Annotated in this window: 17 protein-coding genes; 15 read left to right on the forward strand and 2 right to left on the reverse strand. The window is 34.3% G+C overall.

The genetic code is table 11. From position 1 onward, the window contains the following. Positions 1-8: 8 nt before the first annotated feature. Both BMX03_RS06975 and BMX03_RS06980 read right to left on the reverse strand, forming a co-directional pair. Positions 9-1,955, reverse strand: coding sequence for an ABC-F family ATP-binding cassette domain-containing protein (locus BMX03_RS06975; protein WP_091694572.1), 1,947 nt, complete (start codon positions 1,953-1,955; stop codon positions 9-11). Between the two features lie 112 nt (positions 1,956-2,067). Continuing rightward, positions 2,068-3,531 (reverse strand): LCP family protein, encoded by a 1,464-nt coding sequence (locus tag BMX03_RS06980; RefSeq protein WP_091694575.1) that lies wholly within the window; start codon positions 3,529-3,531, stop codon positions 2,068-2,070. Between the two features lie 311 nt (positions 3,532-3,842). Here BMX03_RS06980 and BMX03_RS06985 point away from each other — a divergent pair, with 311 nt between their 5' ends. The 15 genes from BMX03_RS06985 (at position 3,843) to BMX03_RS07055 (ending at position 24,289) form a co-directional block, all read left to right on the forward strand. After that, a complete protein-coding gene (locus tag BMX03_RS06985; RefSeq protein WP_008538738.1) occupies positions 3,843-4,130 on the forward strand; it encodes a zinc-ribbon domain containing protein in 288 nt (95 codons plus the stop codon). A 101-nt stretch (positions 4,131-4,231) separates the two neighbouring features. Next, a complete protein-coding gene (locus BMX03_RS06990) occupies positions 4,232-5,023 on the forward strand; it encodes a basic amino acid ABC transporter substrate-binding protein (protein ID WP_091694578.1) in 792 nt (263 codons plus the stop codon). 93 nt (positions 5,024-5,116) lie between these two features. Next, positions 5,117-5,782 carry an amino acid ABC transporter permease gene (locus BMX03_RS06995; RefSeq protein ID WP_008538735.1) on the forward strand — a complete coding sequence of 222 codons (666 nt, stop codon included), beginning with the start codon at positions 5,117-5,119 and terminating at the stop codon, positions 5,780-5,782. Further along, a complete protein-coding gene (locus BMX03_RS07000; RefSeq protein WP_008538734.1) occupies positions 5,769-6,488 on the forward strand; it encodes an amino acid ABC transporter ATP-binding protein in 720 nt (239 codons plus the stop codon). Before BMX03_RS06995 ends, BMX03_RS07000 begins: the two co-directional genes overlap by 14 nt. 672 nt (positions 6,489-7,160) lie before the next feature. Then, entirely contained in the window at positions 7,161-10,838 is a 3,678-nt protein-coding gene (gene rpoB / locus BMX03_RS07005; RefSeq protein WP_091694580.1) for a DNA-directed RNA polymerase subunit beta, read from the forward strand. 163 nt (positions 10,839-11,001) lie between these two features. Continuing rightward, positions 11,002-15,165, forward strand: a complete 4,164-nt coding sequence (gene rpoC / locus BMX03_RS07010; protein ID WP_091694583.1) for a DNA-directed RNA polymerase subunit beta' — start codon at positions 11,002-11,004, stop codon at positions 15,163-15,165. A gap of 271 nt (positions 15,166-15,436) precedes the next feature. Next, entirely contained in the window at positions 15,437-17,422 is a 1,986-nt protein-coding gene (gene tkt, locus BMX03_RS07015; protein ID WP_015562846.1) for a transketolase, read from the forward strand. Between the two features lie 198 nt (positions 17,423-17,620). Continuing rightward, a complete protein-coding gene (locus BMX03_RS07020; protein WP_091694586.1) occupies positions 17,621-18,739 on the forward strand; it encodes a type III PLP-dependent enzyme in 1,119 nt (372 codons plus the stop codon). A 5-nt stretch (positions 18,740-18,744) separates the two neighbouring features. Further along, positions 18,745-18,948: a hypothetical protein gene (locus BMX03_RS07025; protein ID WP_075555204.1), complete on the forward strand. Its 204-nt coding sequence runs from the start codon at positions 18,745-18,747 to the stop codon at positions 18,946-18,948. A 111-nt stretch (positions 18,949-19,059) separates the two neighbouring features. After that, positions 19,060-20,514, forward strand: a complete 1,455-nt coding sequence (locus BMX03_RS07030) for an aminotransferase class I/II-fold pyridoxal phosphate-dependent enzyme (protein ID WP_091694589.1) — start codon at positions 19,060-19,062, stop codon at positions 20,512-20,514. Continuing rightward, positions 20,514-21,188, forward strand: a complete 675-nt coding sequence (locus BMX03_RS07035; RefSeq protein ID WP_015562843.1) for a dTMP kinase — start codon at positions 20,514-20,516, stop codon at positions 21,186-21,188. The genes BMX03_RS07030 and BMX03_RS07035 overlap by 1 nt, the downstream gene beginning before the upstream one ends. Before the next feature lie 148 nt (positions 21,189-21,336). Further along, positions 21,337-21,696 carry a DUF327 family protein gene (locus BMX03_RS07040; protein ID WP_022228159.1) on the forward strand — a complete coding sequence of 120 codons (360 nt, stop codon included), beginning with the start codon at positions 21,337-21,339 and terminating at the stop codon, positions 21,694-21,696. 1 nt (position 21,697) lies between these two features. Further along, positions 21,698-22,690, forward strand: a complete 993-nt coding sequence (gene holB, locus BMX03_RS07045) for a DNA polymerase III subunit delta' (protein ID WP_091694591.1) — start codon at positions 21,698-21,700, stop codon at positions 22,688-22,690. Between the two features lie 26 nt (positions 22,691-22,716). Continuing rightward, on the forward strand, positions 22,717-23,544 hold the full coding sequence (locus BMX03_RS07050) for a PSP1 domain-containing protein (protein ID WP_008538724.1): 828 nt from the start codon (positions 22,717-22,719) through the stop codon (positions 23,542-23,544). Further along, positions 23,534-24,289: a tRNA1(Val) (adenine(37)-N6)-methyltransferase gene (locus BMX03_RS07055; protein WP_015562839.1), complete on the forward strand. Its 756-nt coding sequence runs from the start codon at positions 23,534-23,536 to the stop codon at positions 24,287-24,289. Before BMX03_RS07050 ends, BMX03_RS07055 begins: the two co-directional genes overlap by 11 nt. The last annotated feature ends 11 nt before the right edge of the window (positions 24,290-24,300 follow it).

The following is a 24,300-nucleotide window of genomic DNA, read 5'->3' on the forward strand; positions in this document are numbered from 1 at the left end:
TTATTATTTTATGCTTTATTTGCTAATTCTTCAGTTAATTTATCCCATTCGATATATTTTTCTTCTAGTTCTTGTTCTTTTTGAGCATAAGCTGTAGCTATTTCATGACTTTTATTGGGATCTGCTTGCAGTGTTGGGTCATTCATTTGATATTCTAAACCTTTTAATTCAGCTTCAAACATAGCGATAGTAGCTTCGCAACGCTGTATCATCATGGTTAATTTTTCACTGCTCATAGCAGAAGCTACATGTGCATTTTTAGGTTTTGCTTTTTCTTGTTTTGTCTTAGGCGTAGTTTTATTTTCAACAGTAGCTTTTTTATTTGAAGTTTCTTGAGTAGACTCAAGTTCTTTTTGCATTTCTAATTTTTTTTCACGATAATAGCTATAATTTCCATTATACTCTGTTAAATGTCCGTTTTCTAATTCACAAGTGAAGTTAGTAACTTTATCTAAGAAATAACGGTCATGGGAAACGACGATAAATGTACCAGGGAAAGCCATCATCGCTTCTTCAATAGCTTCTTTAGCAGGAATATCCAAATGGTTTGTAGGTTCGTCCATTACGAGGAAATTTGCACCAGTTAACATCAATTTCAATAAAGCCAAGCGAGATTTTTCTCCACCGGATAAATCGCCGATTAATTTATAAATATCATCACCTTTGAATAAGAAAGCACCTAGACAGTGGCGAGCCTGTTCATCATTTAAACCAAATGAAGATAAGATTTCATCAAAAACAGTATTGCTAGGGCAAAGACCTTCATGTTGCTGGGAATAATAGCCGATTTTTACACGACTGCCGATTTTAATATTTCCTGTAGGAGATTGTAATTCGCCTAAAAGTAGTCTCAATAAAGTTGTTTTACCAGCACCATTAGGGCCTACGATAGCTACACCATCACCTTTGCGAATTAATAAAGATAGATGTTCAAAGATTTTATGATCGCCAAAGCTAACAGATACATCATCAAGTTCAGCTACACGTTGAGCACATTCTTCTGGTTTATGGAACATAAAATAATTAAAACCTGATTTTTGTGGCGGTAAGATAATGCGTTCTAAACGCTGTAATTGTTTTTCACGACCTCTAGCTTGTTTTGCTTTGACACCTGCTTTATAGCGACGAATATATTCTTCTGTTTCGCGAATATGTTCTTGCTGTTTAGTATAGGCAGATTCTAAAGCAGCTCGTCTTTGAGCTTTTACTTTCATGGCAGTGGAATAGTTACCATCATATAAAACAGTTGTTTTATTTTCTAAATCTAAAATCTTAGTGGCAACTTTGTCTAAGAAAAAACGGTCATGAGAAATTAAAAGTACGCCACCTTTATAATTGCTCAAAAAGCCTTCAAGCCATTCAATCATTTCAATATCTAGATGGTTTGTTGGTTCATCTAAAAAGAGAAAATCTGGCTCACGAAGTAATGCTTTAGCTAAACAAATGCGAGTGCGTTGACCACCTGAAAATAATGTTGGGTTTTTAGGAAAGTCTTCTTCACTAAAGCCAAGACCAAAAGCAACGCGACGAAGACGGCTTTCATAATCGTATCCGCCTAATTGTTCAAATTTATCAGAAATACGACTATATTCCTTCATTAAATCTTCAAGTTTATCATTATCATCTAAGTTTTCAATTTGTTTTTCCAATGTAGTTTTTTTCTGTCCAAGAGCAATGATATCAGCAAAAGCAGATAGGAGTTCGTCATATAAATTATCATGAGTGAAATCTGATTGCTGTTGCATATAGCCGATAGTATCTACACTATCAATACTGATGCGTCCAGTATCATATTCTTCAATACCTAAAAGACATTTCATTAAAGTGGATTTACCAGCACCATTAGGGCCAACAAAACCAATTTTATCGCCACGAGCCACATCAAAGGAGACATTATGAAATAATTCTTCTATACCAAAGGATTTTCCTAAATCTTGAATGCGTAAAATTCCCAAAATAACACTTCCTTTATAATTTATAACTATATAATATAATTTAAATTTATAGACCTATATAATTAAATCTTGCTACTCCATGAAGATATAGCAAGATTTAATTTAAAATAATTTAATTTTGTTTTTGATAATCTAAGCCAATATTGACTGTTGCTTGACCAGAGCTTCCTCCTGACATAATAGTACAAGTAAATGGCATACCATAGAAACAATCTGTTTCATGTTCATTTGCTGTAATAGTTGTATGTTCACGAGAAGATGTATTTCCTGTTTCAACACTAGAAATTTTAAAACCTTTGCGTTTTAAGATATCTGCAACTTCTGCACCAGCTCCATTGATACCGCTGGAATTGATGACTAAAACGGTTATATCTTCATTTTTTACAGGTTCAACTTTTTCTTTAGCAGGAGCGGTGTTATCTTTTTGAGTTGAAGATCTTTCTTCGCTTGAAGGAGTTTCTGTTGTAATATCGCCCATTTTTAAACCTTTAGGCAAAGATTTTTCATATGCTTTTATTGTAGATTCAGTATCTTTTTGAGCAGTTTCATTTAAGGTAATTCCCATATTTTGCGCTATTAAATTTCGTGTTTTGGCAATATCTGGTATCCAATAGCTGATATCTTCGATATAAGCAGGTTGTCCAGGAACCATACTAGAAGATAAGCCATTTTGTTGAATTGTAGGCAAATTGGATACTAAGGCAATCATTTCACTCAATGGCATATTAGTTTGAATAGCTGAGGAAATATTGCTTAAAATATCTGGTAGTTTTGGTAGGATAGATGGTGATATTGCTTGTGCAAGGAAAGCTTTCATGAATTTTTGCTGACGATTTATACGACCGATATCGCCCTCACCATCGCGATAGCGAACATATTGAATAGCTGTCTTACCATTTAAATGCTGAAGTCCTGGTTGAAGGTCGATAACAAGACCACCATTGTCGTCCCAAGGGTCTTCATAATACATGCGTTTTTCTACATCAATATCAACACCACCAACAGCGTCGATGATTTTTTCAAAAGCTTGGATATCTATAAGAATATAATAATTAATCGGTACATTTAAAAATGATTCCACTACTTTTTGCGTGAGCTCATGACCACCATAAGCGTAAGCGTGATTTATTTTGTCATAATCATTTTTTTCGATATGTACTCTAGTATCACGTGGCAAAGATAATAAAGAAGCTTTTTGTTCATTTGGATTATATGTTAAAACCATTAATGTATCACTGCGACCGACATCATCAGCGCGTCTATCTACACCCATTATCATGATATTAAGAACGTTTGTTTGTTCTGTGGTTATAGTTGGAGGATTATCAGAGGAAGAATCAGAGTTAGCAAAGACAAATCCAACTAATACTAATAATAGAATAATAATTAGAGCAATAAGACGATTATAGTTTTTCTTCTTTTTATATATTTTTTTTGGCGGTGGAGGAGAGGGTGGATCATTTTTTTCTCGCCATTCCCTGCTGAGCCAATCTGGAGTATTTAATGTATCAATATCATTTTTATCGTTATCACTAGTTGTATCGTGTTTATTTGTATCATCAATTTTATTTTCCAAAATAAAAAACTCCTACTAATTTATTCATACATTATGCTAACTAAGTTAGTATATCAAATATAAATTATCATTTCAATTTATATAAAAATAAATATTTATAAATGTTGTGTATAAATATACGAATAAAGGGAGAAAAATTTTTATAATTTTACAATATATAGTTAATTTTTGCTTGATTTTTGTTGAATAAAACTTTATACTAAAAGAAGCAAACAGCTTTTTTGTTCTGATATGAAAAATGACGTGGAAAATCATGCATTTATGGGATGAAACGGCTTGGGCTTAATTGAACTTTTTAAGGAGTTTTACAAATGGATTTTCAAGACAAAACACTAGTATGTAAAGATTGTGGTAAGGAATTTGTTTTCAGTGCAGGAGAACAAGCTTTTTATGCAGAAAAAGGCTTTGAAAATGAACCAGCACGTTGCCATGAATGCCGTGATAAAAGACGTCGCGAACGTGAAGGCGGAAAAGAACAGCGTCAGATGTATACTGTAGAATGTGCAGAATGCGGAAAAGAAACACAGGTTCCTTTTGAACCAAAAGGAGACCGTCCAGTTTATTGTCGTGATTGTTTCAACGCTAGACGCAATAAATAATTTAGTTTAATCGGCAAGGAGGCTTGGATATTTCCGAGCCTTTTTTAAGGTTAGATGTAATTATAATTTTATAAACAAATTTAAAGAAGGGAAGTTACATAATGAGTAAGAAACTATTAACTTTATGTGCTCTTTGTATGTTTGCTGTAAGTGCACTTTTCGCTGGCTGTGGACAAGATAGTTCTGATAAAGCAGCTTCTAGCGGAGAAAAAGTATTACGTGTAGGTACTAATGCTGACTTTGCTCCATTTGAATTCCAAGACGAAAATGGTAGCACAGAATATCAAGGTTTTGATATGGATTTAATCAGAGCTGTAGCTAAAGAAATGGGTTACACAGCTGAAATTCAAAATGTTAACTTCGATGGCTTAATTCCTGCTATGGAATCTGGCAATATTGATATAATTGCTTCTGGTATGACTATTAATGAAGAACGTAAAAATCAGGTAGAATTCTCTGCTCCTTACTATATTTCTGGTCTTACTATCGTTGTTCCTAAAGACAACACTGATATCAATGGTTTTGCTGATTTAAAAGGCAAAAAAATAGCTGTACAGATCGGTACAACAAGCATGGAAGAAGCACAGAAAATCGAAGGTGCTGAAGTAAAAGCTTTAAATAGTTCTGCTGATACATTTATGGAATTAAAAGCAGGTAACGTTGATGCAGTTATTAATGACCTTCCTGTAAATGATTATTATATTGTAAAAACTAAAGCTACTGATGTAAAACGTTTAGATGATAAACTTACATCTGAAGAATATGGTTTTGCAATGAAAAAAGGTAATACAGAATTAAAACAAAAAGTAGATGCAGCTTTAAAAACACTTAAAGAAAATGGTGAATATGACAAAATCTATGAAAAATGGTTTGGTACAAAACCTGCTAAATAATAGATTTTGTATTTAACATAGTAACCTAGAAGGACACTGTCTGATGGTCAGTGTCCTTTTTCTATAATAGAAGAAAGTGAGGAGGTTTTATTTTTGGATTTTAGATTTGATATTATTATCAATGCTTTTCCATTACTTATTGAAGGTGCTATTTTTACAATTCAAATTACAGCACTAAGTGTTGCAATTGGTATTATTATTGGTTTATTTGTTGGTGTTGCTCGCATTAGTAAAATTAGAATAATTAAATGGTTAGCAGCTATCTACGTTGACTTTTTACGTGGAACACCTTTATTAGTACAGATTTTCTTGATATATTTTGCACTACCTGTATTAACAGGTATAAAAATGAACCCATTTGTAGCAGCTATTGCTGCTTGTAGTATCAATAGTGGTGCATATGTAGCGGAAATTTTTAGAGCAGGTATACAATCTATAGATAATGGTCAGATGGAAGCAGGTCGCTCTTTAGGTTTATCTTGGTTCCAGACAATGAGATATATAATTATTCCTCAGGCTTTTAAACGTGTAATACCACCACTAGGAAATGAATTCATCGCTTTATTGAAAGATTCATCATTAGTGTCTGTTATTGGCTTTGAAGAGTTAACTCGTCGTGGTCAATTAGTTATTGCTAGAACATATGCTTCTTTAGAAATTTGGGTTTGTGTTGCTTTAATTTATTTAATAATGACATTATCTATTTCTCGTTTTGTAGCATATTTAGAGCGGAGGTATCAAATTGATGATAGAAATTAAAAATCTGCATAAGTCTTTTGGTCATGTAGAAGTATTAAAAGGCGTAGATGTTTCCATTGAAGAAAAAGAAGTGGTAGTTATAATTGGACCAAGTGGTTCTGGTAAATCTACATTACTTCGTTGCATGAATTATTTAGAAGAGCCTACAAGTGGAGATATCACTGTAGATAATATGAAACTCGATAAACATGCGGATATCAATAAAATTCGTGAAAATATCGGTATGGTATTCCAACGTTTTAATTTATTTCCACATATGACAGTATTAGAAAATATTGTACTTGCACCAACAAAAGTGTTGAAAATTTCACGTGATGAAGCAATCTCAACAGCTATGGATTTATTACAAAGAGTTGGTTTAAAAGAAAAAGCTAATTCTTATCCAAGTCAGTTATCTGGTGGGCAACAACAACGTGTGGCCATTGCTAGAGCTCTTGCAATGAAACCAAAAGTTATGCTCTTTGACGAACCAACATCAGCTCTTGACCCAGAAATGGTAACAGAAGTATTAGATGTTATGAAAAGCTTAGCTAATCAAGGTATGACAATGGTTGTAGTTACTCATGAAATGGGATTTGCTCGTGAAGTTGGGGATCGTGTATTATTCGTAGATGAAGGTCGTATCATTGAAGAAGGTACACCAAAAGAAATTTTTGAAAATCCTAAACAAGAACGTACAAAATTATTCTTATCTAAAATTCTTTAAAATTAAAATCAAATATTCTAGTTTAAATCGCATTTTAAGCTAGAATATTTGATTGACGCTCATCTGGTAGTATGCTATAATTTATTATTACCGGACGTGCGATTATTTGTCGTAAAAAAACTAAATAAAAATTAGTTTGAGATGAGTAACGTTCAAAATTTTTAACATAAAAAGCGAGAGTTCTTTTGATTTTATTTCAAAGAAAATAAAGCTTTATGTTAAGTTTTAGGTAAGCAAATAGCAAGCCTATAAAGTTAGTTGTTCTTTAAAAACACAAAATGTAGGACTTCATATTTTAGAAGCTACAAAGGAGTTTTGGCAGTTCCTTTAAGAGGATATACTTCTTAAAAATCTTCTATTGGCAATTATAGCTGTTAAGTATTTAAGTACTGTAGTTATCATTGTTGAGCGAAGAATGTCAATATATTTGATTACGTTATAGAAAATATTTTTCTATAGCTTTATATATTTTGGAGTGAATGAGGTGTACAAAGGAATATCTTTGTCAATTACAAAGCAAGGTCTTTAAAGAGAAAAAGTGCCTTGCCTTTTTAACGTTTAATGTATGTTGATAGTGAAAACATATCAAAGCGTGTAGACAAAAGATAAGAAAACACTTTATTCATATGTTTAATATTTAGTTTCAATTCGGTTTGAGGGGTGAAGATTTTAATGTTCAATCCTGTCTCAGTTGGTAAACGGACCAGGTATAGCTATGCCAAAATCAAAGAGGTTATGGATATGCCTCATCTTCTGGATATCCAGAGAAATTCTTATGATTGGTTTATGAAGGAAGGATTACAGGAGATTTTCCATGATATCTCTCCAATTCAGGGATTTACAGGAAATCTTGTGTTATCGTTTGAAGGTTTTTCTTTAGGAAAACCTAAATATGATATTGATAAATGTAAAGAACGCGATGCTACGTATTCTGCTCCTTTACGTGTCAATGTACGCCTGGTTAATAATGATACTGGCGAAGTAAAGGAACAGGAAGTTTTCATGGGTGATTTCCCACTCATGACAGAAACAGGTACATTTATCATCAATGGTGCGGAACGTGTTATCGTAAGTCAGCTCGTTCGTTCTCCTGGTGCTTATTACGGTGAAAATATTGATCCTACTGGTAAAAGATTATATAATGCCACAGTTATTCCAAACCGTGGTGCATGGATAGAGTTTGAAACAGATTTAAATGATGTTATTTCTGTTCGTCTTGACCGCAATCGTAAATTACCAGCTACAGTATTAATCCGTGCATTAGGTTATGGTACAAATGATGCTATTATGTCTTTATTTGATAATGATGAACGCATTAGAAACACTATAGACCGTGATAATACAGTAACAAAAGAAGAAGCATTAGTAGAAATCTACAAAAGACAGCGTCCAGGCGACCCACCTACTGTAGATAATGCTAAACAACTTTTAGAACAGCTTTTATTTGATCCTAAACGTTATGATTTAGCAACTGTAGGTCGTTATAAATTAACTAAAAAATTAGGCTGGAAACGTCGTCTTTTAGGCAAACAATTAGCTGAGCCATTAGTAGATAAAGAAACTGGTGAAGTTTTAGTTCCTGCTGATGTTACAATTGAAGCATCTATGGTTGAAGATATTACTATCGAACAAGAAAATAATATCTTCGGTGAAGATGAACATGCAATTGTTTATATTAAAGATAAAAACAATAATAGAATTAAGATGATTTGTTCTCGTACTTTACCATACAATCATCGTACAATTACTATTAACGATATTATTGCATCTATTAGTTATTTATTAAACTTAATGGATGGACATGGACATAAAGATGATATCGACCATTTAGGAAATCGTCGTATCCGTTCTGTTGGTGAATTGTTACAAAATCAATTCCGTATCGGTTTATCCCGTATGGAACGTGTAATCAGAGAACGTATGAATACACAAGATAATGATGTAATTACACCACAAGCTCTTGTAAATATTCGTCCTGTTGTGGCAGCAATCAAAGAATTCTTTGGTTCTAGCCAGTTGTCTCAGTTCATGGACCAGAATAACCCACTTAGTGAACTTACACATAAACGTCGTTTATCTGCACTTGGTCCTGGTGGTCTTAGTCGTGAACGTGCAGGGTTCGAAGTTCGTGACGTACACAACTCTCACTATGGTCGTATGTGTCCTATCGAAACTCCAGAAGGTCCAAACATCGGTCTTATCGGTTCCCTTGCAACATATGCTCGTATTAATGAATTTGGCTTTATGGAAACACCTTATCGTAAAGTCGATAAAGTTAATAAACAAGTAACAACAGATGTTCGTTATTTAACAGCTGATGAAGAAGATGATTTAGTAATTGCACAAGCCAATGAACCATTAGATGAAAATAACTGGTTCAAAGCTCAGCGTGTAACAGCACGTGTTCATGAAGAAACAATGCTTGTTGATGCAGATAGTGTAGATTACATGGACGTATCACCAAAACAGATTGTATCCATTGCGACAGCAATGATTCCATTCTTAGAAAACGACGATGCTAACCGTGCCTTAATGGGTGCGAACATGCAACGTCAGGCTGTACCTCTTTTCAGAACACAGGCACCACTTGTTGGTACTGGTATGGAATATAAAGCAGCTTGTGACTCTGGTGTTATGGTACTTGCAAAACGCGCAGGTGAAGTTGTTAGAGTAACAGCAGATTACATTGAAGTTCGTGCAGACGAAACTGGTGAAATCGACCATTATAAATTACAAAAATATTTACGTTCCAACCAAGGTACATGTATGAACCAAGTGCCAATCGTGTACAAAGGTGATCATGTAGAAGCAAAAGAACCTATCGCTGATGGTCCAGCAACTGATCATGGTGAATTAGCTCTTGGTTACAACGTTATCGTAGCATATATGCCTTGGGAAGGTTATAACTACGAAGATGCGATTTTATTAAGTGAAAAACTTGTAAAAGAAGATATTTACACATCTATCCATATTGAAGAATATGAATGCGATGCTCGTGATACAAAACTTGGACCAGAAGAAATCACACAAGATATTCCAAACGTAGCAGAAGATGCTCTTCGCGACCTTGATGCTGATGGTATTATCCGTATCGGTGCAGAAGTTCGTGCAGGTGATATCTTAGTTGGTAAAGTTACTCCAAAAGGAGAAACAGAACTTACAGCAGAAGAAAGATTATTACGCGCTATCTTTGGTGAAAAAGCTCGTGAAGTTCGTGATACTTCCCTTCGCGTTCCACATGGTGAAGCTGGTCGAATTGTTGATGTTAAAATCTTCAACCGTGCTAATAATGATGAATTACCACCTGGTGTAAATCAGTTAGTACGTGTATATATTGCTCAAAAACGTAAAATCTCTGTCGGCGATAAAATGGCTGGTCGTCATGGTAACAAAGGGGTTGTATCCCGCGTTATGCGTGAAGAAGATATGCCATTCTTACCAGATGGTACTCCAGTAAATATCGTGCTTAACCCATTAGGCGTGCCTTCACGTATGAACATCGGACAGGTACTTGAAACACATCTTGGTATGGCTGTTCGTGAACTTGGTATGCAGATTAAAGCAGGAGATCCAACAGTAGAATCTCGTTTACGTGCAATTGGTTATGATTTTGATAAAAATGGTATGCCAAAACCAGACGTTGCTGGTATTCACATTGCAACTCCAGTATTCGATGGTGCAAAAGGTAACGAAGTATTTGAAACACTCAAAGCTTCTGGTTTCTCTGATAATGGTAAGACTATTTTATATGATGGTCGTACAGGTGAACCATTTGAAAATCCTGTTACAGTAGGTTGCGTGTACATGCTTAAACTTCATCACCTTGTTGATGATAAAATCCATGCTCGTTCAACTGGTCCATACTCTCTTGTTACTCAACAGCCACTTGGTGGTAAAGCACAATTTGGTGGTCAGCGTTTCGGGGAAATGGAAGTTTGGGCTCTCGAAGCATATGGTGCAGCTTATACACTTCAAGAAATTTTAACAGTAAAATCTGACGATGTTGTTGGACGTGTTAAAACATATGAAGCTATTGTAAAAGGTGAAAACATTCCTGAACCAGGTGTTCCAGAATCCTTCAAAGTTCTCATTAAAGAGTTACAAAGTATTGGTCTTGATATCAAAGTTCTTTCCGAAGATGCACAGGAAATTATGATTAATGATATTGAAGATGATATCAATGAAACTGCAAGAGAACTCGATATGGATGCAACAGCAACAAAAGAATCTTATGGTCAAGCAGTAACAACAGATGTTTCTGAAGAAAATGTAGTAGAAGATGATTATACTACTGAAGAACCAACAGATGATATCATTGCTGATCTTGGTGCAGATAATTTTGACGAATAATATAATGGTTTAATTTAATCGATTTAAGAGCATTTATAATTATAAATGCTCTTAATCAATAAATTGAAATAGTGATATAGTAATGTAGGTAACTTTTATTTGTTTAATAAAAGTTTTTTAACAGATGCAAGGCTGAATTTTAAAGAAAGGGAGTGACAGCCCCTTGTTAGATGTAAATAATTTTGATTCTATGCGCATAGGACTAGCTTCTCCAGAAAAGATTCGTGAATGGTCTTATGGCGAAGTAAAAAAACCAGAAACTATCAATTATCGTACTTTAAAACCTGAACGTGATGGTTTGTTCTGTGAAAGAATTTTTGGTCCTACACGTGACTGGGAATGTCATTGCGGTAAATACAAACGCATTCGTTATAAAGGTATTGTCTGTGACCGTTGTGGCGTAGAAGTAACTCGTGCAAAAGTACGTCGTGAACGTATGGGTCATATAGAGCTCGCTGCACCAGTATCTCACATTTGGTACTTTAAAGGCATTCCAAGTCGTATGGGTCTTATCTTAGATGTATCACCTCGTTCTTTAGAGAAAGTATTATACTTTGCTTCTTATATAGTATTAGATCCAGGCGATACACCTCTTATTAAAAAGCAACTTTTATCCGAAAATGAATACCGTGAGTATTATGATAAATATGGCTCTAGCTTCAAAGTAGGCATGGGTGCTGAAGCGGTAAAACAGCTTTTAGAAGAATTAGATTTAGATAAAATGAATAAAGAATTACGTGAAGAACTTCGTACTTCTAGCGGTCAGCGTAAAGTTCGTGCTATTCGTCGCTTAGAAGTAGTAGAAGCTTTCCGTAAATCTGGCAATAAACCATCTTGGATGATTCTTGATGTAGTACCAGTTATTCCACCAGAATTACGTCCAATGGTTCAATTAGATGGTGGTCGTTTTGCTACATCTGACTTAAATGATTTATATCGTCGTGTTATCAACCGTAATAATCGTTTAAAACGTTTATTAGACTTAGGTGCACCAGATATTATCGTGCGCAATGAAAAACGTATGCTTCAAGAAGCAGTTGACGCACTTATCGATAATGGTCGTCGTGGTCGTGCTGTAACAGGCCCTGGTAACCGTCCACTTAAATCTTTAAGTGATATGCTCAAAGGTAAACAAGGTCGTTTCCGTCAGAACTTATTAGGTAAACGTGTTGATTACTCTGGTCGTTCCGTTATCGTTGTAGGTCCTGAACTTAAACTTCATCAATGTGGTTTACCAAAAGAAATGGCTCTTGAATTATTCAAACCATTTGTAATGAAAAAACTTGTAAATTCTGGACTTGCACACAATATTAAATCTGCAAAACGCATGGTTGAACGTATTCGTCCAGAAGTTTGGGATGTATTAGAAGAAGTTATTAAAGAACATCCAGTTCTTTTAAACCGTGCCCCTACGCTTCACCGTCTTGGTATTCAGGCTTTTGAACCTGTACTCACAGAAGGTCGTGCACTTAAATTACATCCACTTGCTTGTACAGCTTACAATGCTGACTTCGATGGTGACCAGATGGCTATTCACCTTCCACTTTCAGCAGAAGCTCAAGCAGAAGCTCGTATTTTAATGCTTGCTGCTAACCACATCTTAGCACCAAAAGATGGTGGTCCAATTATCACTCCATCTCAGGATATGGTACTTGGTTCTTACTATTTAACAATCCTTCGTCCAAATGCACAAGGAGAAGGAAAAGTATTTACTGATATAAATGAAGCTATTTTAGCTCATCAACATAAAAATCTTCAATTACAAGCATTAATTCAAGTTCGTATGGAAGGATATGGCCTTGTAAAAACAACTCTTGGTCGTATGATTTTCAATGAAATTCTTCCTCCTGAAATTCGTGATTTCTATCAAGTAACAAAAGTTTCCTTAGAAGCTGATACACCAGAAGCTCGTGAAGCTTTAATTAAAGGCTTAAAAGGTAAAAAGATGGCTGAACCAATCGTTAATAGCGAAGGTAAAGAAATCGTTCCAGCTGATACAGCTGTTGATGCTGGTTATATTAAAAACTTACTTGCTAGTGATGCTAAAGAAGCTATTGTTCATGGTGGTAACTCTGGACAATGGTATCTCGGTTACAAAACAGGTAAAAAAGAACTTGGTAAATTAGTCGCTAGATGCTTTGAAACATTTGGTGGTTCTAAAACTGCTGAAGTAATTGATAATGTTAAAAACTTAGGTTACCATTATGCTTGTCTTGCTGGTATGACAGTTGCTATCTCCGATATCATCGTTCCACCAGAAAAGAAAGAAATTTTGGCAGCTACAGAAAAAGTTGTTAACCGTGTTGAACGCGACTATAATCGTGGTCTTATCACTGAAGACGAACGTTATAAGAAAGTTGTAAAACTTTGGAGCGATGCTACAGATGACGTTGCTGATGCGATGATGGCTAACATGGATACATTCAATAATATCTTCATGATGGCTGACTCTGGTGCCCGCGGTAACAGACAGCAGATGCGTCAGCTCGCTGGTATGCGTGGTCTTATGGCTGATCCATCTGGTAAAATCATCGACTTACCAATCAAAGCAAACTTCCGTGAAGGCTTAACAGTGTCTGATTACTTTATTTCTTCTCATGGTGCTCGTAAAGGTCTTGCCGATACAGCACTTAGAACAGCTGACTCTGGTTACCTCACCCGTCGTCTTGTTGACGTTGCTCAAGACGTTATCGTTCGTGAAGATGACTGTGACGTTGTAGGTATTAACCTCGTACGTGAACGTGCAAAACTTGCTGCATCTTCTAGCGCTGCAATCAAAGAACTTGGCGATAGCTTAAAAGGTCGTGTGCTTGCAAATGATATCGTTAGTCCAAAAACAGGCGAAGTTCTTTATGCTGCAGATACTACACTTGATGAAGAAGCTCTCAATACTATTGGTGAACATAATGTTAGCGAAATCGTACTCAAAGGTTCCGCTATTTATGAAGGACTCAACTCTATGTCCACTGAAACAATAGCTCTTGGTGCTCCTGAAGAAAATGTACGTAAATCCATTAAACATGCTATGATGCATGAAATGCTTGGCAAAAATACAACTGATGCTGTTTATGATAGTACAGGCGCAGAAATCATTCCTGCAAATACACCACTTACAGAAGAATATATCGAAGCTGTATTAAATAGCGACGCGAAAGAAGTTAAAGTTCGCAATAACAACATTCGTGGTATCGAAGTTGAAGCTATTAAAGAAGGTAACGGTATTATTGAATCTCTTGAAGATCGTATCGTAGGACGTGTATTAGCAGAAGATATCATTGATCCTGCTACTGGTGAAAAAATCGCTTCTCTTAACGAAACTGTTACACCAGCTCTTGCTAAAGCAATTTGTAAAGTACGTGAAAAAGTTTCTATTCGTAGCGTACTCACATGTAAATCTCAGCTTGGTGTATGTATTAAATGTTATGGTCAAGACCTTGCTACAGCTAATCAGGTTGAAGTTGGTGAAGCAGTTGGTATTATCGCTGCTCAATCTATCGGTGAACCTGGTACACAGCTTACAATGCGTACATTCCACTCCGGTGGGGTTGCCAGTGACGAAGATATCACACAGGGTCTTCCACGTGTTGAAGAATTGTTCGAAGCAAGAAAACCAAAACATCATGCTATCATTGCTGAAATCGAAGGTACTGTTCTCATTTCTGAAGATAAAGAAATGCGCATAGTTACTATTACACCAGATGAAGGCGAATCTAGAGAATATTTAATTCCTTATGGTTCTCGTCTCATTGTTAAAAATGGTGCAAGAATTAAACCTGGTGATAAAATCACTGAAGGTTCTATTAATCCACATGATATCTTACGTATTTGTGGTTTACGTGAAACTCAGCGTTACCTCGTATACGAAGTACAAAAAGTATATAAATCTCAGGGTGTTGGTATCAACGATAAACATATCGAAGTTATGGTTCGTCAGATGCTTCATAAAGTTAAAATTGAAGATTCTGGTGACACTGATTTCCTCCCTGGTGAATATATTGATATCAATAGCTTTGAATCTGCAAATGCTAAAGCTATTGAAGAAGGCGGTATTCCAGCCGTTGCTCGTCCAATCCTTTTAGGTATTACAAAAGCTTCCTTGGCAACAGATTCCTTCTTATCTGCAGCATCATTCCAAGAAACTACTCGTGTTCTTACTGATGCAGCTATCAAAGGTAAGGTTGATCCACTTATCGGTCTTAAGGAAAATGTTATTATCGGTAAATTAATTCCTGCTGGTACTGGTATGAGTAGATATAGAAATATCAATGTAGTAGATTTAGATGCTGCTGAACATGAAGCACAAGAAGAAACTACAGTTACTGAATAAGATTAATAAAAAGCAAGATACTTTATTGTATCTTGCTTTTCTTTTTTATGAAATTAATTATAAAAAAATAAAGATTTATTGATACTTTATAAATCTATTTGTTGAAAAAAAATGAAATATCCATTATAATAAAATTTGTTTGATTAGATAAGTTGTATTTTGTTAAAGAAAGTTGTAATACAACATTAGGAAGTATATAAGTTTATATAAAATATTTAAAAATATATAAAAATATATATAAATCCTAAAATTAAAAAAGGGGTAGTAAAAAATGACAGACATTAATAATTTATCAGTTAATGCCATTCGTGTATTAGCAGCAGATGAAGTACAGAAAGCAAATTCTGGACATCCAGGTCTTCCACTTGGCTGTGCACCAGTTGCTTATGAACTTTGGGGCAAACATATGAACCACAATCCTAAAAATCCTAAATGGGTTAATCGTGACCGTTTCATTTTATCCGGTGGACATGGTTCTTCTATGCTTTATGCTCTTTTACATTTATTTGGTTATGGTTTAACTGTAGAAGATCTTAAAAATTTCCGTCAAGATGGTTCCTTAACTCCAGGTCATCCAGAATATGGTCATACTGTTGGTGTTGAAGCTACTACTGGTCCACTTGGTGCTGGTATGGGTATGGCTGTTGGTATGGCTATGGCTGAAGCTCATTTAGCTGCAACTTTCAATAAACCAGAATTCCCTGTTGTAGACCACTACACTTATGTATTAGGTGGAGATGGCTGCATGATGGAAGGTATTTCTTCTGAAGCATTTTCTTTAGCTGGTACATTAGGTCTTAGCAAATTAATCGTTATTTATGATAGCAACAAAATCTCCATTGAAGGTAGCACAGATATTGCTTTCACTGAAAATGTACAAAAACGTATGGAAGCATTTGGTTTCCAAACTATCACTGTTGAAGATGGTAACGATTTGGAAGCTATCGGCAAAGCTATTGAAGAAGCAAAAGCTGATAAAACTCGTCCTTCTTTCATCACTGTTAGAACTCAAATTGGTTATGGTTGCCCTGCAAAACAAGGTAAAGCTTCCGCTCATGGTGAACCTCTTGGTGTAGACAATGTAAAAGCTATGAGAGAATTCTTAGGCTGGGAAAGTGAAGAAGCTTTCTATGTTCCACAAGAAGTTTATGATAACTACAATAAATTAGCTGAAAATGGTGCTAAAGCTGAAGAAGCTTGGAATACACTCTTTGCTGATTATTGTGCAAAATACCCTGAATTAAAAGCTCTTTGGGACAAATACTTCGGTGAAGTTGATGCTAAAGGTCTTCTTGAAGATGAAGAATTCTGGGCTTATGAAGATAAAGCAGTAGCAACTCGTGCTCTTTCTGGTACAATGATTAACCGCTTAAAAGATAGATTACCAAATCTCTTCGGTGGTAGTGCTGACCTTGCACCTTCTAACAAAACTCATATGAATGATGCTGGTGATTTCAGCAAAGATGATTATCTTGGCAGAAACTTACACTTTGGTGTTCGTGAATTCGCTATGGCAGCTATCGTAAATGGTATTCAATTACATGGTGGCTTAATCTCTTATGGTGCTACATTCTTCGTATTTAGCGATTATACAAAACCAATGCTTCGCTTAGCTTCCTTGATGAATTTACCTGTAACAATGGTATTCACTCATGATAGTATCGGTGTTGGTGAAGATGGTCCTACACATGAACCTATTGAACAATATGCTATGCTTCGTTCTTTACCAAACTTCAACTTATTCCGTCCAGCTGATGCTACAGAAACAGCTGCTGGTTGGTATTTAGCTGTAACAAGCAAAACTACTCCAACAGGTCTTGTATTAACTCGTCAGAATTTACCACAGCTTCCTGGTAGCTCCAAAGAAGCATTAAAAGGTGGTTATGTAATCGCTGATTCCACTAAAGAAACTCCAGATGCAATCATTATCGCAACTGGTTCTGAAGTATCTTTAGCTTTAGATGCTAAAGCAGAATTAGCAAAAGAAGATATTGATGTTCGCGTAGTAAGTATGCCTTGCGTAGACTTATTTGAACAACAATCCGCTGAATACAAAGAAGCAGTTCTTCCAAAAGCTATTCGTGCTCGTGTAGCTGTAGAAGCTGGTACTGATTTTGGTTGGGGTAAATATGTAGGTTTAGATGGTGCTGTTGTAACTATGCATGGTTTCGGTGCTTCTGCTCCTGCTGGTATCTTATTCAAAAAATTCGGCTTCACTACTGAAAATGTAGTAAATACTGTTAAATCTGTTCTTTAATAAGCAGTAAATATTTTTATAGAAAAAGACGATTGTCTATGGCAATCGTCTTTTTTGTATTTTTACATAAAAATAATAAAATTTTATAACAATTTTAGTTAAAAAGTAGTATAATGTTTTAAGTTTATAAAATGCGTTTTATAAACATCATTTGTTAATGCACATCAAAGATACTGTGCGAAGAATAAGGGGAGTGTTATGAAAAGTTTTAAACTGACAAAAGAAGAAGCTACAATGTTAGCACAAAAATATGCTACACCATTAGAGGTGATTTCTTTAGAGCATATTGAGGAAAATTATAATTTATTGTGCAAACATATACCGAGGTTGAAGGTTTTTTATGCAATCAAAGCTAATTCAGCGAAATGTATTTTAGAAAAGCTGATAAAATTAGGCTCTAATTTTGATGTTGCTTCAGCCGGAGAGATAAGGCTATTGTCTAAAATGGGTGTATCAGGGGAGAAAATGATTTATGCTAATCCTGTAAAGACGATAGAAGGGCTGATTGAAGCTAGTAAGGTAGGTATAAAGCGATTTACTTTTGACAGTGAAAATGAAATTGATAAAATAAAAAAATATGTACCAGAGGCAGAAGTTTTAGCTCGTGTGAAGATTAAACAATCTGATGCTATTGTGAATTTAAATATAAAATTTGGTGCAGATGAAACTAAAATTTTAGATTTATTAAATTATGCAAAAGCAAATGGTTTAAAAGCAAATGGGATATGTTTTCATGTAGGTAGTCAGGTCTTATCTACAAAATCATATGAAAAGGCATTTTCATTAGCACGAGGTTTAATAGATAGATTAAAAGCTAGTGGACTAGATATAAAATATATGGATATTGGTGGCGGTTTACCTGTAGCATGTTTAGATAAAGATATTGATGCAGAAAAAATCATGAAAAGTATAAATGATTGTTTAGCTGATTTTGAAGATGTAGAAGTTTGGGCTGAACCTGGTCGATATATTTGCGGTAGTGCAGTAAATGTGATTACTTCTATAATTGGTAAACAAATGCGTGATGAAAAACAATGGTATTATATAGATGATGGTATATATGGTTCTTTTTCGGGAATTTTATTTGACCATTGGGATTATGATATAATATCATTGAAAGATGAAGATAATACTTATGAAAAAGCCACTATAGCAGGTCCAAGCTGTGATTCGTTGGATATAGTAAAAAAAGAAATGTATTGCCCTAAATTAGATGAGGGCGATTTATTAATAGCCTTAAATGCTGGGGCTTATAGTAAAGTATCAGCTACAACTTTTAATGGCTTTTCTTTACCAAAAACAGTGGCATTAGAATAGTATTTTTGAGAGGAGGAAATACCATAAATAAAGCATCTATTGCCAATTTATTAGTGATTGTTTTAGTTTTATGTGGTATATTTTTTGCAATGTCTCCTGAAAGCCAAGAAGGATATAGTTCTTTTATGGAAATAATGTTAGGTTTAGTAGGGGTATTTGTAGTTGTAACTGTCGTTAGAATGATAGTGGCAAATAAAAAAAATAAATAAAGTAAAATAGTTAAAATTAATTTATTTAATATTGAGATTAAAATTCCTATATTTTTATATAGGAATTTTTTTTATGATATACTAGATTTAGTTTTAAAAGGAGGTTTTCTAATGGAGCAAAATAATACACCTTTGTATACAGCAATGAAAAAATATATTGAAGATAAAGCAATGGCTTTTCATACACCAGGACATAAACAAGGCAAAGGTGCTGCAAATGAACTTCATGAAATGATAACAGATACAGGTCTTAAGATGGAAGTATCTTTGATGGAAGAATTAGATGATATACATGGAGCTTCTACTTGTATAAAACAGGCACAAGATTTGGCAAGTGATTTATATGGTGCAGATGAAACTAGATTTTTTATCAATGGAACAACAGGTGCTATTCATGCGATGATTTTAACAGCTGTAAATCCTGGTGATAAAATCATCATACCTAGAAATGCACATCGTTCCGTACTTGGCGGTTTAGTTTTAGCAGGGGCAATACCAGTATTTATTCAACCAGAAATAGATGAAAATTTAGGTATTGCTATGAGCATTACGAAAACTGAATTAGAAAAAGTAATACGTGAAAATAAAGATGCTAAAGCTGTAGTAATGGTTTATCCTACATATTATGGAGTGGCAGGGGATATACAAAGCATAGCTAATTTAGTGCATGAAAATAATATGTTATTATTAGTTGATGAAGCACATGGGCCACATTTAGCCTTTTGTGATAAATTGCCAATACAGGCATTATCAGCAGGAGCCGATATTGTTGCACAAAGTACGCATAAAATAGTTGGTTCAATGACACAAACTTCTTTATTGCATATGAAAAAACAACGCGTAGATGTAGAGCGTTTTAATAAAATGTGCAGTTTAGTGCAATCGACAAGCCCTAATTATTTATTATTAGCTTCACTTGATATAGCACGCAAACAGATGGCAATGGAAGGTAAAGATTTAGTCGGTAGGGCTGTACAATTAGCGGAAGATTTACGTGAGCAAATCAATAAAATTCCAAATCTAAGCTGTTTTGGTCGTGAATATATGAACAGTGAAGGCAAATATGATTTAGACGTAACAAAAATAACTGTTTGTGTGCGTAAATTGGGGATAAGTGGAGCTCAGGCAGAACAGATTTTGCGACATAAATATAAAATTCAATGTGAATTATCTGATATGTATAATTTATTATTCATTATTTCCTACGCTGATAGTGAAAAAGAATGTGCGTATTTATTAAATGCTTTGCAAGAATTAGCAAAATCTTTTCAGGATAAAGAAACAAATCCTTTAGTGCAGATTAATTTGCCAAGCATTCCTCGTTATGTTTTATCACCAAGACAAGCAATGTTTGTTAAGACGAAAAAAGTAAAATTTGCACAAAGTGTAGGCAAAATAGCAGGGGAATTGATTACATTTTATCCACCAGGAATACCTGTGATTTATCCGGGGGAAGAAATAAGTCAAGAAATTATTGATTATGTATTATTGCAAAAACAAAATGGGGGCAATATAATAGGCCCAGAAGATATGAATTTAGAAAATATTAATATAGTGGAGGAATAATGGTGAAAGGAAAGCTCATAATCATTGAAGCTGGTGATGGTTGTGGTAAAGCTACACAGACTAAGCTTTTATATGATAGATTAAATCAAGCAGGTTACAAGGTAAAAAAAGTAGAGTATCCAGATTATGAAAGTCCAGCATGTACACCGGTAAAAATGTATTTGCAAGGTGAGTTTGGCGGTCATGTAGATGATGTAAATGCCTATGCTGCTTCTGTATTATTTGCTGTGGATAGATATGCTTCATATCGCATGAAATGGAAAAAAGATTATGAAGAAGGCACTATTATTTTAGCGGATAGATATACTACTTCTAATATGGTTCATCAAGCTGTAAAAATAGAAGATAGTAAAATGCGTGATGAATTTTTATCATGGCTTTGGGATACAGAATTTACGAAAATGGGGCTTCCTGTGCCAGATAAAGTTATTTTCTTGAATATGCCACCAGATATCAGCAATAAATTGATTGATAATAGAGCTAAAAAAGATAATCGCAAAAAAGATATTCATGAGCAGGATAAAAATTATTTAGAAAAATGTCATGAAGTTTATCAAGAAATGGCAAATCGCTATGATTGGGATATCGTAGAATGTGCAAAGGATAATCAGTTAAGAACTATAGAAGAAATTCATGAAGATGTTTGGCAAAAAATTCAAGGTCTGATTAAATAAAAATAGTAGATAAAAGTCTATAAACTTTATAATTAAATAGCTTTATGATATACTAAGTTTTAGTCATAAAAAATAAATTATGGCTAAAACTTTTTTATTAATGAAAATTTTGCTATCTAAATATATGTAAGAGTAAAGGATGTTCAGTATGAGTCAAGAGAAGAATAGCATATTGAAAGATGATTTCTATTCCATGATACAGATGCAACGCGTAAAAGTAGATGATGAATATAAATTATTATTGCAAAATCCTAATAATGAACAGATGCAAGTATATCAAACACTCATTAAAGATTTTGTAACTATGGCTGTAAAACAATTTTATATTGTAGTGATGAGTTCTGCTAAAGAAGAATTACCACAATATAATTTATACGATTATGCAAATAAAGTAGATGATTTATTATTAAATATCAATCAATGTATTGAAAATGAAGATACAGTATCTTTGACACAATATCATAAGCAAATAGATGGACTTTTAGATAAGTTTATCTACATAAATTAAGATGATTAGTTGGCAAAATATTTATGGGCATGAGCAAATAAAAGCGGATTTACAATTATTATTGCAAGAAAATAAATTGCCTCATGCCTTATTATTTTCAGGAATTGATGGTATTGGTAAATTATTGACGGCTAAGATGTTAGCTAAATCGCTACTTTGCTTTAATTCGCAACAAGGTAATATGGCTTGTGGTTATTGTAATTCTTGCAAGATGTTTGATGAACAAAATCACCCTGATTTTTATTATTTGGAGCCAGAAGGTAAAACAAGAAAATTGATTAAGATTGAGCAAATTCGTCAAATACAAGCAAAAATAGCTTTATCGCCATATCTGTCAGATAAACAAGTGGTGATTATAAATGATGCTCAATATTTGAATGATACAGCAGGAAACAGTTTGCTTAAGACTCTAGAAGAGCCAATAGGCGAAGTGTTTTTTATTTTAATCACTTCTAATAAAGATATGATACTGCCTACTATATTATCGCGTTGTATGAAAATATATTTTGCGCCTCTTTCTTATCTAGATGTGGCGAAGGTTTTACAACAAAAAATACAGATTGAAGAAGATAAAGCTAAAATCATTGCTAGATTGTCTGGTGGCAGTATATTAAAAGCTATGCAATTTATTGATGATGATGCTCTAGCCTTAAGACAAAAGGCATTATCTTGTCTTCAAGACAATTTTTCCATAAAAGATATATGGTTATTTATTGATGAATTATCAAGTTTTGAGCGAAATAAGATAAATGATATAATGAGTCATTTACAAATGCTATTGAGAGACTTATTACTGATGAAGGTTAATAAAGATAGTGATATTATTTATAATCAGGATATAAAAGATGATTTATTGAATATACAAAACAAGTATGATGAAGTTAATCTATTAATTAAATTGACCTTAGTAGAAGAGATTTTAAAACGGTTAAATTCTAATGCAGATATAAAACTCATCTTGCAGAAATTTATTTTAGATTGGCAAAATAAATAAACGAGAAATAGACAGGAGGGCACTTTGTGCAGACCGTTGTAGGTGTAAGATTTAAAAAAGCTTGTAAAATATATTATTTTGGGTTAGGTGGATTGGAATTAGCCCAAGGTGATGGCGTAGTAGTAAAAACTGCTCGTGGTGTTGAATTTGGAACAGTTGTTATAGGGCCACGTGATGTACCAGATTCAGAAGTTGTACAGCCATTAAAAGATGTACAAAGAAAAGCAACACAAGAAGATATTGATAAATTGGCAGAAAACAGCGAAAAGGAAAAAGAAGCTTATGCTATTTGTGAAGAGAAAATTCGCTTACGTGAATTGCCAATGAAACTCATCAGCGTAGAATATACTCTTGATGTGAATAAGATAATTTTTTATTTTACTGCTGAAGGTAGAATTGACTTTAGAGAATTAGTAAAAGATTTAGCAGCAGTATTCCATACTCGCATTGAGCTTCGTCAAATTGGCGTACGTGATGAAGCAAAATTATTAGGTGGAATAGGTTGCTGTGGTAGACCACTTTGCTGTGCTACATTCTTAGGTGATTTTGAGCCAGTATCCATTCGCATGGCAAAAGACCAGAGTTTATCTTTAAATCCAACAAAAATATCTGGTATTTGTGGTCGTTTGATGTGTTGCTTAAAATATGAAAATGATTTATATCAAGGTTGTTGCAAACAAAATAGTATTATTGCTCCGCCAAAACAAGGTAGTCGTGTAGTATCTATGGAAGGCGAAGGAAAAGCTATTTCTATCAATATGCAAAAACGCACTGTAACTGTATTATTAGACTCTAAAAAAACTATTGTGGCTTCATGGGAAGATGTTGTAGAAAAAGATGACGATGATATCTGATTGGAATTTAAATTTAAAAGAAAATGAACGTATAGATGATTTATTAGCTGGCGGATTGAAAATAATTCAAAACAATAAAGAATTTTGTTTTTCCATTGATGCTGTATTATTAGCACATTTTGTAACTGTACGTAAAAATGCTAAAGGATTAGATTTAGGCACAGGAACAGGTGTTATCCCCTTATTATTATCCAATAGAGCAATGAAAATGGACGCTTTGGAGATAAATCCTGTAACTTGTGAAATTGCCAAACGCAATATGGTCATGAATAAACTTCAAGATAAGATTTGTGTTCAAGAAGGCGATTTATGCAAGATAAAAGAATATTATAAACCTCAATCTATGGATTTTGTCGTATCCAATCCACCTTATCGTCAAATAAATCAAGGTCATTTAAATATTTTAGATGGAGTGGCAAGCGCTAGACATGAAATAACAGCTACGCTTGATGATGTAGTGCGTGCAGGTAGTTTTGTATTGAAGCGAAAAGGTCGTTTTGCCATGGTACATTTACCAGAGCGACTAGGTGAAATCATGGTAGCTTTTCACAAATATAATATTGAAGCGAAAAGACTGCAATTAGTGCAACCAAAACGAGATAAAGCACCGAATATAGTCTTGATTGAAGGTGTCAAAGAAGGCGCTCCAGGTGGATTGAGTGTAGAGCCAGCGCTTATTGTCCATGAAGATAATGGTGATTATACAAGAAAATTAATGGAATATTATTATCCAGATAGATTGTAAGAGGCGAGGTG

It is taken from the genome of Megamonas sp. Calf98-2 (assembly GCF_900110235.1).
Classification (GTDB): Bacteria; Bacillota; Negativicutes; order Selenomonadales; family Selenomonadaceae; genus Megamonas; species Megamonas funiformis.

What these genes read in the sequence shown, in the direction of transcription:
- BMX03_RS07040 (WP_022228159.1), top strand. Translation starts at nt 21,337, where the DNA reads ATGAGTCAAGAGAAGAATAGCATATTGAAAGATGATTTCTATTCCATG.
- holB (WP_091694591.1), top strand. Translation starts at nt 21,698, where the DNA reads ATGATTAGTTGGCAAAATATTTATGGGCATGAGCAAATAAAAGCGGAT.
- BMX03_RS07020 (WP_091694586.1), top strand. Translation starts at nt 17,621, where the DNA reads ATGAAAAGTTTTAAACTGACAAAAGAAGAAGCTACAATGTTAGCACAA.
- BMX03_RS06990 (WP_091694578.1), top strand. Translation starts at nt 4,232, where the DNA reads ATGAGTAAGAAACTATTAACTTTATGTGCTCTTTGTATGTTTGCTGTA.
- BMX03_RS07035 (WP_015562843.1), top strand. Translation starts at nt 20,514, where the DNA reads ATGGTGAAAGGAAAGCTCATAATCATTGAAGCTGGTGATGGTTGTGGT.
- BMX03_RS07055 (WP_015562839.1), top strand. Translation starts at nt 23,534, where the DNA reads ATGATATCTGATTGGAATTTAAATTTAAAAGAAAATGAACGTATAGAT.
- rpoB (WP_091694580.1), top strand. Translation starts at nt 7,161, where the DNA reads ATGTTCAATCCTGTCTCAGTTGGTAAACGGACCAGGTATAGCTATGCC.
- tkt (WP_015562846.1), top strand. Translation starts at nt 15,437, where the DNA reads ATGACAGACATTAATAATTTATCAGTTAATGCCATTCGTGTATTAGCA.
- BMX03_RS06985 (WP_008538738.1), top strand. Translation starts at nt 3,843, where the DNA reads ATGGATTTTCAAGACAAAACACTAGTATGTAAAGATTGTGGTAAGGAA.
- BMX03_RS07000 (WP_008538734.1), top strand. Translation starts at nt 5,769, where the DNA reads ATGATAGAAATTAAAAATCTGCATAAGTCTTTTGGTCATGTAGAAGTA.
- BMX03_RS07030 (WP_091694589.1), top strand. Translation starts at nt 19,060, where the DNA reads ATGGAGCAAAATAATACACCTTTGTATACAGCAATGAAAAAATATATT.